The organism is Sanguibacter suaedae (genome assembly GCF_016342785.1).
In the GTDB taxonomy this organism is placed as follows: Bacteria; Actinomycetota; Actinomycetes; order Actinomycetales; family Cellulomonadaceae; genus Sanguibacter; species Sanguibacter suaedae.
In genome coordinates this window covers 78,357-91,188 of the sequence record NZ_JAEINH010000005.1, presented here as the reverse complement: position 1 = coordinate 91,188, position 12,832 = coordinate 78,357, and the positions used below count along the sequence as shown (strand labels likewise).

The following is a 12,832-nucleotide window of genomic DNA, read 5'->3' as shown; positions in this document are numbered from 1 at the left end:
CGATCGTCCGTCCGGTGTGCTGTCGCACGGTCCGGTCTAGATCAGCTGCGCTCGGGGCGCAACCGGGTGGTGCTGGTCGGTGCTACTTCTGGTCGCCGGTCCCGCCCTCGGACGGCTCGGGGGAGGAGCCGGGTGCGCTCGACCCCGCTGCGGCGATGGACTCCTTGGCCGCTGCGGCGACGGCCTCGGCGGTGATGCCGAACTCCGTGTACAGGCGCTTGTAGTCGCCCGACGCCCCGTAGTGCTCGAGGCTCACGGTGCGACCGGCGTCGCCCACGAGCTCGTGCCATCCCTGCGAGATGCCCGCCTCGACGGACACGCGCGCGCGGACCGACGGGGGGAGCACGGAGTCGCGGTACGCGTCGTCCTGCTCGTCGAACCACTCGCGCGACGGCACGGAGACCACGCGGGCGCCGATGCCCTCGGCGGCGAGGAGCTCGCGCGCCTCGACCGCGAGCTGGACCTCGGAGCCGGTCCCGAGGAGCACGACGTCGGGGTTCCCGTCCTCGGCGTCGACGAGCGTGTAGGCGCCGCGGGCGACCCCGGAGGCGTCCGCGAAGCCGGCTTCGCCACGGGGGAACGTCGGGACGTTCTGCCGCGTGAGGACGATCCCGGAGGGGCGGTCGGTGTGCTCGAGGATCGTGCGCCAGGCCCACGTGACCTCGTTCGCGTCCGCGGGGCGGACGACGTCGAGCCCGGGGATCGCGCGGAGCGCCGCGAGGTGCTCGACGGGCTGGTGGGTGGGCCCGTCCTCGCCGAGGCCGATGGAGTCGTGCGTCCAGACGAACACCGCCGGGATGCGCATGAGGGCCGCGAGACGGACGGCGGGCCGCATGTAGTCGGAGAAGACGAGGAACGTCCCGCCGTACGCGCGGGTCCCGCCGTGCAGCACGATGCCGTTGAGGATCGCGCCCATGGCGTGCTCACGGATGCCGAAGTGCAGGGTGCGGCCGTACGGGTGGCCCGGGAACGCCTTGGTGGCGAACTCCTCGGGGATGAACGACGGCTCGCCCGCCATGGTCGTGTTGTTCGAGCCGGCGAGGTCGGCGGAGCCGCCCCAGAGCTCGGGCAGGACGGGCGCGAGCGCGCTGAGGACCTTCCCGGACGCGGAGCGCGTCGCGACGTCCTTGCCGGACTCGAAGGCGGGGAGGGCGTCGGTCCAGCCGTCGGGCAGCGTCCGGGTGGTGAGGCGCTCGAGGAGGGCCGCGCCCTCGGGGTTGGCGGTGCGCCACGCGTCGAAGCCGGTGGTCCACGCCTCGCGCGCGGCTGTGCCGCGCTCGCTCACCTTCCGGGCGTGGGCGAGGACATCGGGGTCGACGTCGAACGTCTTCTCCGGGTCGAGCCCGAGCGCGAGCTTGAGCCCCTCGACCTCGGAGCCGCCGAGCGCGGACCCGTGGATGCCACCCGTGTTCTGCTTGGTGGGCGACGGCCAGCCGATGACGGTGCGCAGCGCGATGATCGACGGCTTGCCGGTCTCCGAGCGGGCGGCCGAGAGCGCTGCCGCGAGCTCCTCGACGTTCTCGGTGTAGCCCGTACCGCCCTCGGTCCAGTCGACGCGCTGGACGTGCCAGCCGTACGCCTCGTACCGCGCGAGGACGTCCTCGCTGAACGAGATGTCCGTGTCGTCCTCGATGGAGATGTGGTTCTGGTCGTAGACGACCACGAGGTTGCCGAGCTTCTGGTGACCCGCGAGCGACGACGCCTCGGAGGTGACGCCCTCCTGGAGGTCGCCGTCGCCGGCGATGACGTACACGTTGTGGTCGAACGGGCTCTCACCGGCCGCGGTGTCCGGGTCCAGGAGGCCGCGCTCGCGGCGGGCTGCCATGGCCATGCCGACGGCCGACGCGAGGCCCTGGCCGAGCGGGCCCGTGGTGATCTCGACGCCGTCGGTGTGGCTGTACTCGGGGTGCCCGGGGGTCTTCGAGCCCCAGGTGCGCAGCGCCTTGATGTCCTCGAGGTCCACGTCGTAGCCGGAGAGGAAGAGCTGGAGGTAGATGGTCAGCGACGAGTGGCCGGCGGAGAGCACGAAGCGGTCGCGGCCGACCCACTGGGAGTCGCTGGGGTCGTGGCGCATGAAGCGCTGGAAGAGCAGGTAGGCGGCGGGTGCCAGGGAGATCGCGGTCCCGGGGTGGCCGTTTCCGACGTTCTCGACGGCGTCAGCGGCGAGGGCCTTGATGGTCTTCACCGCGCGGTCGTCGAGCTCCGACCACTCGAAGGGCTGCTCTGCGGGAGCGAACGCGTTCACCGAACCTCATTTCTCCGGCGGGCGGGCCGCCGTGATCAGTCGACTTCTCGGACATCTGGGGGTCTGACGGCACACGGCTGCGGGTCCAGCGCCCTCGGCCGTGGTGCGCACGTGCGCGCATCCCGTCCCGTGCGCGGCACGGTCCGGTGTGCGTGGCGCGATCGCGCGACGGACGGGTGGGTTTCGCCACAGTTCATGACTGCGCTCCACCCTATCGCGTCATGCAGCACGCCGTTGTGAACGCTCACATCGTGGTGTTGACGCCAATGTCACACGATGTTCCTCGCCGGAGCCGCTCCCGGTCGCCTCCCGGCCACGTACCATGGCATTGACGACGGCTCGGGCGCCTCCCTCGGGTCGTGTCCTCGGACATCTCCCGGACGCAGAACGGAACCCATCCCCGCGTGCACACATCGAGTCAAGCCTCGGCCCAGCCGACCGGACGCTCCGACGCGACGGGCGGCGCGCACGACGCGACCCCGGACGCGTCAGGTCCAGAGGCCCTGCGCGGCCGTCTCGGGGCCTACCTCGCGTTGACCAAGCCGCGGGTCGTCGAGCTCCTCCTCGTCACGACGGTCCCGACGATGATGCTCGCCGCCGGCGGGTTCCCCGGGCTGTGGCTCGTCCTCGCGACGCTCGTCGGCGGTGCCGCGGCAGCAGGGTCCGCCAACGCGTTCAACTGCTACATCGACCGTGACATCGACGAGGTCATGAACCGGACCAAGCGCCGGCCGCTCGTCACGGGGGAGATCTCACCCCGGGCCGCGCTCGTCTTCGCCTCGGTCCTCGGTGCCGGGTCGCTCCTGTGGTTCGCGCTGCTCGTGAACATGGCCTCGGCGATCTTCACGGCGACGGCGATCCTCATCTACGTCGTCGGCTACACGATGATCCTCAAGCGCCGGACCCCGCAGAACATCGTCTGGGGCGGGATCGCCGGGTGCATGCCCGTCTTCATCGGGTGGTCCGCCGTGACGGGCGGCCTGAGCTGGTCGGCGGTCGCGCTGTTCCTCGTGATCTTCTTCTGGACGCCCCCGCACTACTGGCCGCTGTCGATGAAGTTCCGGCGCGACTACGCGACCGCAGGGGTCCCTATGCTCCCCGTGGTCGCCGCCGACACGAAGGTCGCCCGCGAGATGCTCCTGTACACGGTGGCGATGATCGTCAGCTCCCTGGCGCTCGTCCCGCTCGCGGGGATGACGTGGGTGTACGCGGTCGTGGCCAGCGGGCTCGGCCTGTGGTTCCTCGCGGACTGCTACGGGATGTACCAGCGCGCCAAGGACCCCGCGCGGGGGAAGCTCGGTGCGATGAAGGTGTTCCACGGGTCCATCACGTACCTCACGCTCCTCTTCGTCGCGGTCGCCGTCGACGTCTACCTCCCGTTCTGACCCACCGGTCGTGTCGACGGCTCGTGCCCTCCAGGGCTACCTCGACCACCTGACCGTCGAGCGGGGCAGGTCGCCCAACACGGTCGCGGCGTACCGTCGCGACCTGGCTCGCTACGCGGCGTTCCTCGATGCTCGCGGGACCGTCCTGTCCGAGGTGGGTCCGGACGACGTCGAGGAGTACGTCACCGCCGTCCGCACAGGCGCCGACGGTGGTGCCGCCCTGTCCGCGTCGTCCACCGCTCGGTCCCTCGCGGCGGTGCGGGGCTGGCACAGGTTCTGCCTCGACGAGGGCCTCACGTCGAGCAACCCCGCCCAGGTGGTCCGTCCGCCGAGCCAGCGCAAGCGGCTGCCCAAGGCGATCTCCACCCACGAGGTGGAGCTCCTGCTCGAGGCCGCCGGTGCCGGCGACGGACCGGGACCGCTGCGCGACCGTGCTCTCCTCGAGCTCCTCTACTCCACCGGGGCCCGGATCTCCGAGGCCGTCAACCTCGACGTCGACGACCTCGACCTCACCCCCGGTGCCGCGGCGGTCCGGCTCTTCGGCAAGGGGAGCAAGGAGAGGGTCGTCCCCGTGGGGTCCTTCGCGGTGGACGCGCTCGAGGCGTACGTGGTCCGCGGCAGGCCCGCCCTGGCCGGCGCGGGCAGGGGCACCCCGGCCGTCTTCCTCAACACCCGGGGGGCTCGGCTCAGCCGGCAGAGCGCCTGGGCCGTCCTGCGGTCGTCCGCCGAGAGGGCCGGCCTGCCGGGCGCCGCCCACGTCTCGCCGCACACGCTCCGGCACTCCTTCGCCACGCACCTGCTCTCCGGAGGCGCCGACGTGCGTGTCGTCCAGGAGCTTCTCGGTCACGCGTCGGTGACGACCACCCAGATCTACACGATGGTGACCCCGGACACGCTCCGTGAGGTGTACATCCAGTCCCACCCGCGGGCGATGGGCTGACGACGGCGCGTTGCCCGCTCCCGCCGGGAGCCCTGAGGTAGCGTGACGGTGTGACTAGCCAGGCCCCGACAGCGACCGACGAGCAGGCCCACGACCCGGTCGGACGCCCCCTGCCGGCGTTCGCGGTACCCGCCCCGCTGGGTGGCCACGGACCCGCGCGGATCATCGCGATGTGCAACCAGAAGGGCGGCGTCGGCAAGACGACGACGACCATCAACCTCGCCGCCGCTCTCGCCGAGTACGGGCGTCGTGTGCTCATCGTCGACTTCGACCCGCAGGGTGCCGCGTCCGTCGGTCTGGGCGTGAGCACCCACGAGCTCGACAACACGGTCTACAACCTGCTCATGGACCGTCGCGCGGACATCCACGACATCGTGGTGCAGACCGGCGTGCCGGGGCTCGACGTCCTCCCGGCGAACATCGACCTGTCCGCTGCGGAGGTCCAGCTGGTGGGGGAGGTCGCACGGGAGTCCGTGCTGTCCCGGGTGCTGCGGCCCGTCGCCGACGACTACGACGTCATCCTCGTCGACTGCCAGCCGTCCCTGGGCCTGCTCACCGTGAACGCGCTGACCGCCGCGCACGGCGTCCTCATCCCGCTCGAGTGCGAGTTCTTCGCGCTCCGGGGTGTGGCGCTCCTCATCGAGACCATCGAGAAGGTGCGGGACCGCCTCAACCCGCGCCTCGAGGTGGACGGCATCATCGCGACGATGTTCGACCCCAGGACCCTGCACTCCCGTGAGGTCGTCGCCCGGGTCTACGAGGCGTTCGGTGACACGCTCATGCACACCGTCATCGGACGGACCGTGAAGTTTCCCGACGCGTCGGTCGCGGCGGAGCCCATCACGACGTACGCCCCCACGCACGCGGGTGCCGTCGCCTACCGGCAGCTGGCGCGGGAGCTCGTCGCCCGTGGCGACGCCGCCTGACGCGGTCCACGGCCCGGGGGCGCCGGGCGACGCCTTCGAGGTCCACCTGTCGAACTTCACCGGGCCGTTCGACCTCCTCCTGTCGCTCATCGCGAAGCACCGTCTGGACATCACGGAGATCGCGCTCGCCCAGGTGACGGACGAGTTCATCGCGTACATCCGCGCCGCGGAGCGGGACCTGGGGACGACGAGCGAGTTCCTCCTCGTCGCGGCGACGCTCCTCGACCTCAAGGCCGCCCGTCTCCTCCCGGCGGGCGACGTCGAGGACGCGGAGGACCTCGAGCTCCTCGAGGCCCGCGACCTCCTCTTCGCTCGGTTGCTGCAGTACCGGGCGTACAAGCAGCTCGCCGGCGTCTTCGCGGAGCGGCTCGACATCGAGTCGCGGCGGGTCCCGCGGGACGTCGCCCTCGAGCCGCACCTCGCGGCGCTGCTCCCCGAGCTCGAGTGGACGACGTCACCGGCGGACCTCGCTGCTCTCGCGGCGGCCGCGCTCGCCCCGAAACCGCCCCCGCCCGGGGTGGACACCACCCACCTGCACGCCCCGACGGTCAGCGTCCGCGAGCAGGCGGCCGTGGTCGTGGCTCTGTTGCGGGGCCCGTCGGGCGACCACGTGGGGCCGGTCTCCTTCCGCACCATCGTCGCCGGCGCTGCCACGCCCGGGGTCGTGGTCGCTCGCTTCCTTGCGCTCCTCGAGCTCTTCCGGGAGGGTGTGGTGGCGTTCGACCAGGTGACGCCGTTGGGAGAGCTCACGGTCCGGTGGACCGGTGCGACGCAGGGAGAGGTGAGCGTGCAAGGCGACTTCGACGACCCGGTGGCCGTGGAGGCAGTCCCGGGGGAGGCGGTCCACCATGGGTGAGGACGCTCGGACCGTGGCTGGGCCCGTGGACGTGGCGATGATCCCCGGTGGCGCCGCCGCGGCCGTCGAGGCGGTCCTCATGGTGGCGGACGCCCCCGTGCCCACCGCCGCCCTGGCGGCGGTGCTCGGCATGACCGTCCTCGAGGTCGACGTCCTGCTCCACGGTCTCGCTGCGGAGTACACCGGTGCCTCGGGGAACCCTGGCGTGCGTCCGCGCGGCTTCGAGCTGCGTGAGGCCGGCGGCGGGTGGCGCCTGTACTCCGCGGCACCGTTCGCCGACGTGGTCGGGCGGTTCGTCACGGAGGGGCAGACGGCCCGTCTGACGCAGGCCGCGCTCGAGACCCTCGCGGTGATCGCGTACCGTCAGCCGGTGTCGCGAGGGCAGGTGTCGGCCGTGCGCGGGGTGAGCGTGGACGGTGTGGTGCGGACCCTGACGACCCGTGGTCTGGTCACGGAGGTGGGTACGGACCCGGTCAGTGGTGCGCACCTGTACGGAACCACGGGATACTTCATGGAGCGCATGGGGCTGACGTCGCTCGACGAGCTGCCCGCCCTCGCCCCGCACCTGCCGGAGATCGACTCCCTGGAGGAGCTCCACGGACCGCCGTCCGTGGTGCCTCGACCGGGGGTGGAGGAAGGCTCTCGGGGCGTCGGTGGGGCGTCCGAGCATCCCGTGGCGCCCGAACTGGAGGAAGAGTAGATGAGCAACACCCGTGGCGGCCGCAAGAAGGCTCGCCCGCAGGAGCCGCCCCGCGACGTGCACGTCCCGGACGGCGTCCGGCTGCAGAAGGTCCTCGCGACGGCCGGCCTGGGGTCGCGTCGTGCGTGCGAGAACCTCATCTCGTCGGGTCGCGTGGAGGTCGACGGGGTGAGCGTCACCGAGCTCGGTGTGCGCATCGACCCGGCCGTGAACGCCGTCCACGTGGACGGTCTGCGGATCCAGCTGGACACGTCGATGATCACGATCGCGCTGAACAAGCCGCAGGGCGTGGTCTCGACCATGCACGACCCCGAGGGGCGCCCGACGCTCGCGGAGCTCGTGGCGGACCGTCCGGAGCGCCTGTTCCACGTCGGACGGCTGGACGTGGACTCCGAGGGCCTGCTGCTCCTGACCAACGACGGCGAGCTGGCGAACCGGCTGGCGCACCCCAAGTACGAGATCCCCAAGACGTACCTGGTGAACGTCCAGGGTCGGGTGCCCGGGAACCTCGCGAACACGATGCTCCACGGTGTGGAGCTCGAGGACGGCGTCGCGCAGGTCGACCGGTACCGCGTCGTGGACAGCACGCCGCAGGCGAGCCTCGTCGAGGTGGAGCTGCACGCGGGCCGCAACCGCATCGTGCGTCGCATGTTCGAGCAGGTGGGTTTCCCGGTGACCAGGTTGGTGCGCACGCGCATCGGGCCGGTGCGTCTCGGTGACCTGCGCCCGGGACGTGTGCGCGTGCTCGGCCAGACGGAGCTCGGGTCGCTGATGAGCGACGTCGGCCTCTGACCCGCCGCCCGCACACCACGACGAGGAGCAACCCATGACGGTCCGCGCCATCCGCGGTGCCACGCAGCTCGACATCGACGAGCGCGACCACCTCTTCGCCAGGACCACGGAGCTGGTCCTGGCGGTCCTCGAGGAGAACTCCCTCGACACGGGGTCGCTCATCTCGATCCTCTTCACCTGCACCCCCGACCTCGTGTCGGACTTCCCGGCGGCCGCCGCGCGCGAGATGGGGCTGGGCGACGTCCCCCTCATGTGCGCGACGGAGGTCGCCGTCCCCGGGGCCCTGCCCCGGGTGGTGCGCCTCATGGCCCACGCGGACCTCGACGTCCCGCGGGCCGACGTCCGGCACGTCTACCTCCACGGGGCGACGTCGTTGCGGAAGGATCTTGCACAGTGAGTCTCACGATCGCGATCGACGGACCGTCCGGGTCGGGCAAGTCGAGCGTGTCGCGCCGTGTCGCGGCCGCGCTCGGGCTGGCGTACCTGGACACCGGCGCCATGTACCGGGCCGCCACGTGGTGGTGCGTGCAGCAGGACGTGGACCTCTCGGACCAGGACGCGGTCTCCGCGCTGGTCCTCGAGCTGCCCCTGGAGATGGGGGTGGACCCGTCGGGCCCGACGGTCCACGTGGCCGGTACCGACGTGGGGGAGGCGATCCGTGAGTCGTCGATCTCGACCGCGGTGAGCGCGGTGGCGACGAACCTCACGGTCCGTGACGAGATGCGCCGGCTGCAGCGGGCGATCATCGACGCCGAGCGCTCCGGCGGTTTCTCGTCGGGGGGCGGGGTGGTCGCGGAGGGTCGGGACATCACGACGGTCGTGGCGCCCGACGCGGACGTGCGGATGCTCCTCACCGCGAGCGAGGAGGCGCGTCTGGCGCGCCGTGCACGGGACGTGCACGGGGCCGACGACGCGGCCGCCGTGGACGCGACCCGCGACGAGGTGCTGCGTCGTGACGCGGACGACTCGACGGTGTCCCAGTTCCTCGTGGCAGCCGACGGCGTCGTGACGCTCGACTCGTCGGGCCTCGACCTCGAGGGGACGGTGGACGCGGTGCTCGCCGTGGTGTCCCAGGTCACCGGGTCGTCGAGGTGAGCGGAGCGCCGACACCGGCCGCCGCCCGCACCACGGGGGTGCGGTGGGGGCACCGCGCGGGGCGGCTCCTCGCTCGCGCCGTGTGGAGCACCAGGGTGGTCGGGGCGTCGAACGTCCCGGTCGACGGGCCGTGCATCCTCGCGGCGAACCACACGGGCCTCGTCGACGGCCCGGTGGTGGTGGGGTCGTCGCCACGCCCCGTGCACATGCTCGTCAAGGACGCGATGTTCACCGGGTTGCTCGGGCGGTTCCTCCTCGCGGTCGGCCAGATCCCCGTGGACCGCGACGGGGGACGTGCTGCTCTCACCTCGTCCATGGCGGTGCTGCGGGCCGGCGGGGTCGTGGGGATCTTCCCCGAGGGCAACCGTGGGCGGGGGGACGCGGCGACGGCGCGTGCCGGTGCCGCGTGGCTCGCGCTGACGAGTGGTGCGCCGGTCGTCCCTGTGGCTGTCCTCGGCACCCGGCGTACGGGTGAGGACGTCGGGACCGTGCCGAGGCCGCGCCGCAGGCTCCACGTCGAGTTCGGCACGCCGCTGACGGTCCAGCGGGAGCGGGGCACGAGCGGGAAGGTCGCGCTCGAGGCGGCGAACGTCCGGATCGTCGAGGCGCTGTCCGCCGTCGTCAACCAGGCGGTCGCGCGCACGGGCGTCCCGCTGCCGCTCGACGACCCCAACCGGGAGCTGCCCGCCTGAGTGGGCCAGGGCTCGTCGCCCCCGGGGCGGCGACCCGTCCGGGCGCGTGTTCGTCAGGACGGCCCACGGCTGGGACAATGGACGCATGAGCACGCCTGAGCACGAACTTCCCGACGCCCTCTCCGAGCACCCCGACGACGACGCCGCGCGTGAGCGCGCCCTCCTCGCGGGCCTCGAGGAGTACGAGCTCGGCGACGAGGACCTCGCGCTCCTCGGCGGCGGGCACGGCGACGCGCACGACGCGGAGCCCGACGCACCGCTGCCCGTCCTGGCCGTGGTGGGGCGTCCCAACGTCGGCAAGTCGACCCTGGTGAACAGGATCCTCGGGCGCCGCGAGGCCGTCGTCGAGGACCGTCCCGGGGTCACCCGCGACCGCGTGAGCTACCCGGCCGAGTGGGCCGGGCGCCGCTTCATGCTCGTCGACACGGGCGGCTGGGAGGTCGACGTCCTCGGGCTGGAGGCCCGCGTGGCCGAGCAGTCCGAGCTGGCGATCTCGCTCGCTGACGCCGTGCTGTTCGTCGTCGACGCCACGGTCGGCCCGACGGCCACCGACGAGCGCGTGGTGCGCCTGCTGCGCAAGTCCGGCAAGCCCGTGGTGCTGTGCGCCAACAAGGTCGACGGCCCCCGTGCCGAGGCGGACGCCTCGGAGCTGTGGAGCCTCGGGCTGGGTGAGCCCCACCCCGTGTCGGCGCTGCACGGTCGTGGCACGGGTGACCTCCTGGACGCGGCGATGCGCGCTCTGCCCACCGAGTCGGAGCACGGCGTGGTCCTCCCCGACGGGCCGCGGCGGGTCGCCCTCGTCGGCCGACCGAACGTCGGGAAGTCCTCGCTGCTCAACAAGGTCGCCGGCTCCGAGCGCGTGGTCGTCGACCCGACGGCGGGCACGACGCGCGACCCGGTCGACGAGCTCGTGGTGCTGCGCGGCAAGCCGTGGACCTTCGTCGACACCGCGGGCATCCGTCGTCGCGTCCACCAGACGCGCGGGGCGGACTTCTACGCGTCGCTGCGCACGCAGGCCGCGATCGAGAAGGCCGAGGTGGCGGTCGTGCTCCTCGACGCGAGCGTGCCGCTCACGGAGCAGGACACCCGCGTCATCTCGCAGGTGATCGACTCCGGACGTGCCGTGGTCATCGCCTACAACAAGTGGGACCTCATGGACGAGGACCGTCGTCCGTTCCTCGAGCGGGAGATCGAGAAGGAGCTCGTCCAGGTGCAGTGGGCGCCTCGCGTGAACATCTCGGCGCAGACGGGGTGGCACACGGACCGCCTCGTCCCTGCGCTGGAGAAGTCGCTCGAGTCGTGGGACACGCGCATCTCGACGGGACGGCTCAACTCGTTCCTCGGTGAGCTCGTCGCCGCGCACCCGCACCCGCTGCGCGGTGGCAAGCAGCCCCGCATCCTCTTCGCGACGCAGGCCTCCACGCGGCCCCCGCGCTTCGTGATCTTCGCCACCGGGTTCCTCGAGGCCGGCTACCGCCGGTTCATCGAGAGGCGCCTGCGCGAGACCTTCGGGTTCGAGGGCTCACCCATCTCGATCTCCGTCCGGGTCCGCGAGAAGCGCAAGCGCTGACACTCGCGACAATCCGGACTCTTTTACCGTGGACGAGGCGGCGCTGCCACCTCGACGGCGTGTGATCTGCACCTCAGGTCGCTCCGCTGTCGAGGTGGCGGGGCCGTCCGTACCATCGGAGGCATGAGCGACCAGGGACTGACCCAGGCACAGCAGAAGATGGCCGCCGGCGGAGTGCACCAGACCGCCATCGACGTCTTCTCCCACTTCTACGCGCAGCTCGAGTCCGGCGACACGGGCGTCATCAGCGAGGCGGACGTCGAGCCGCTCGTCGACGTGCAGCAGCAGTCCGCCCTCGAGGTCTCCGAGGAGGCCGGGCGCGAGGCGCTCGCAGCGACGGCGGTCATCAAGCTCAATGGTGGCCTGGGCACGTCGATGGGCATGGACAAGGCGAAGTCCCTCCTCGGGGTGCGCGGGGAGCAGACGTTCCTCGACGTCATCGTCGGCCAGGTGCGCCACGCCCGTCAGGCCTACGGGGCGCGTCTCCCGCTGATCTTCATGAACAGCTTCCGGACGCAGGACGACACGCTCGCCGCGCTCGCGTCGTACCCGGACCTGCCCGTCGAGGGCCTACCGCTCGACTTCCTCCAGAACCGGGAGCCCAAGCTCCGCGCGGACGACCTGACGCCCGTGTCGTGGCCGGCGGACCCGTCGCTCGAGTGGTGCCCGCCGGGCCACGGTGACCTCTACACGGCGCTGCAGACGTCCGGTGTGCTCACCGAGCTCCTCGCCCAGGGGTTCCGGTACGCGTCCGTGTCGAACTCCGACAACCTCGGTGCCTCGCCGGACCCCGCCGTCGCGGGCTGGTTCGCCGCCTCCGGGGCGCCCTTCGCGGCCGAGGTTGCCCGCCGCACGCCCGCCGACCGCAAGGGCGGCCACCTCGTCGTGAGGTCCTCGGACGGGCGCATCGTGCTGCGTGAGACCGCGCAGGTCCTCGACTCCGACGCCGAGGCCGCCGGTGACATCACCACGCACCGGTACTTCAACACGAACTCGCTGTGGTTCGACCTGCGGGCGCTCGCGGACGAGCTCGAGCGGACCGGGGGAGTGCTGCACCTGCCGGTGATCCGCAACGCGAAGACCGTCGACCCGACGGACCCGTCGTCGACACCGGTCATCCAGATCGAGTCCGCGATGGGCGCGGCGATCGAGGTCTTCGACGGTGCGGCCGTCCTCGAGGTGGACCGGGAGCGCTTCCTCCCCGTGAAGACCACGAATGACCTCCTGGTGCTGCGCTCGGACGTCTACGAGCTCGGGGACGACTACCGCCTGCGGGCGCGCGTCGAGGCGCCGCTCGTGACGCTCGACCCCGCGCACTACAAGACGATCCAGGCGTTCGACACGCGTTTCGCTGCCGGGCCGCCGTCGCTCGTCGACGCGACGTCGCTGACGGTCGAGGGCGACTGGACGTTCGAGGCCGACGTCCGGGCTGTCGGTGACGCCCGGCTCACCGACCCGGGTGACGTCGCCGTGGTCCACTCCGGGGCCGTCATCGCCGAGGACGGGATCGCCCCGACCGACCCTGCGGCGTCGATGTCCTGAACCACCCCTGCCGTGGGGTAATATTCTCTACGGCCCTTCGGGGTCGGACAGAGGTCCGGAACGTGCCCGCGCTCACGCGCACGGCACCG

General features: G+C 72.0%; 12 protein-coding genes. 11 read left to right on the top strand and 1 reads right to left on the bottom strand.

All coding sequences use genetic code 11. The annotated features are described in order from the left end of the window. Positions 1-82 precede the first annotated feature (82 nt). Complete coding sequence (tkt, locus tag JAV76_RS07695) at positions 83-2,245, bottom strand: transketolase (protein ID WP_198733458.1); 2,163 nt, start codon at positions 2,243-2,245, stop codon at positions 83-85. Between the two features lie 503 nt (positions 2,246-2,748). On the opposite strand from tkt, the gene JAV76_RS07690 reads away from it, so the two are divergent. The 11 genes from JAV76_RS07690 to JAV76_RS07640 all read left to right on the top strand — a co-directional run bounded on the left by JAV76_RS07690 (position 2,749) and on the right by JAV76_RS07640 (position 12,743). Next, on the top strand, positions 2,749-3,630 hold the full coding sequence (locus JAV76_RS07690; RefSeq protein WP_230402038.1) for a heme o synthase: 882 nt from the start codon (positions 2,749-2,751) through the stop codon (positions 3,628-3,630). Between the two features lie 10 nt (positions 3,631-3,640). Continuing rightward, entirely contained in the window at positions 3,641-4,570 is a 930-nt protein-coding gene (gene xerD, locus JAV76_RS07685; protein ID WP_198733456.1) for a site-specific tyrosine recombinase XerD, read from the top strand. A gap of 50 nt (positions 4,571-4,620) precedes the next feature. Beyond that, the gene (locus JAV76_RS07680; protein WP_198733455.1) at positions 4,621-5,496 is read left to right on the top strand and encodes a ParA family protein; all 876 of its coding nucleotides are present in this window, start codon (positions 4,621-4,623) and stop codon (positions 5,494-5,496) included. Further along, the gene (locus JAV76_RS07675; protein WP_198733454.1) at positions 5,480-6,352 is read left to right on the top strand and encodes a segregation and condensation protein A; all 873 of its coding nucleotides are present in this window, start codon (positions 5,480-5,482) and stop codon (positions 6,350-6,352) included. The genes JAV76_RS07680 and JAV76_RS07675 overlap by 17 nt, the downstream gene beginning before the upstream one ends. Continuing rightward, positions 6,345-7,052, top strand: coding sequence for an SMC-Scp complex subunit ScpB (gene scpB / locus JAV76_RS07670; protein ID WP_198733453.1), 708 nt, complete (start codon positions 6,345-6,347; stop codon positions 7,050-7,052). The genes JAV76_RS07675 and scpB overlap by 8 nt, the downstream gene beginning before the upstream one ends. Continuing rightward, entirely contained in the window at positions 7,053-7,844 is a 792-nt protein-coding gene (locus tag JAV76_RS07665) for a pseudouridine synthase (RefSeq protein ID WP_198733452.1), read from the top strand. 34 nt (positions 7,845-7,878) lie between these two features. Next, positions 7,879-8,241 (top strand): chorismate mutase, encoded by a 363-nt coding sequence (gene aroH, locus JAV76_RS07660; protein ID WP_198733451.1) that lies wholly within the window; start codon positions 7,879-7,881, stop codon positions 8,239-8,241. Further along, positions 8,238-8,939: a (d)CMP kinase gene (cmk, locus tag JAV76_RS07655; protein WP_198733450.1), complete on the top strand. Its 702-nt coding sequence runs from the start codon at positions 8,238-8,240 to the stop codon at positions 8,937-8,939. The genes aroH and cmk overlap by 4 nt, the downstream gene beginning before the upstream one ends. After that, complete coding sequence (locus tag JAV76_RS07650; RefSeq protein WP_198733449.1) at positions 8,936-9,631, top strand: lysophospholipid acyltransferase family protein; 696 nt, start codon at positions 8,936-8,938, stop codon at positions 9,629-9,631. Before cmk ends, JAV76_RS07650 begins: the two co-directional genes overlap by 4 nt. Before the next feature lie 85 nt (positions 9,632-9,716). Next, positions 9,717-11,201 carry a ribosome biogenesis GTPase Der gene (gene der, locus JAV76_RS07645; RefSeq protein WP_198733448.1) on the top strand — a complete coding sequence of 495 codons (1,485 nt, stop codon included), beginning with the start codon at positions 9,717-9,719 and terminating at the stop codon, positions 11,199-11,201. Between the two features lie 123 nt (positions 11,202-11,324). Then, on the top strand, positions 11,325-12,743 hold the full coding sequence (locus tag JAV76_RS07640) for a UTP--glucose-1-phosphate uridylyltransferase (protein WP_198733447.1): 1,419 nt from the start codon (positions 11,325-11,327) through the stop codon (positions 12,741-12,743). Positions 12,744-12,832: the final 89 nt, after the last annotated feature.

Coding starts and splice junctions, on each gene's coding strand:
- scpB (WP_198733453.1), top strand. CDS start 6,345: ATGGGTGAGGACGCTCGGACCGTGGCTGGGCCCGTGGACGTGGCGATG.
- JAV76_RS07665 (WP_198733452.1), top strand. CDS start 7,053: ATGAGCAACACCCGTGGCGGCCGCAAGAAGGCTCGCCCGCAGGAGCCG.
- aroH (WP_198733451.1), top strand. CDS start 7,879: ATGACGGTCCGCGCCATCCGCGGTGCCACGCAGCTCGACATCGACGAG.
- der (WP_198733448.1), top strand. CDS start 9,717: ATGAGCACGCCTGAGCACGAACTTCCCGACGCCCTCTCCGAGCACCCC.
- JAV76_RS07640 (WP_198733447.1), top strand. CDS start 11,325: ATGAGCGACCAGGGACTGACCCAGGCACAGCAGAAGATGGCCGCCGGC.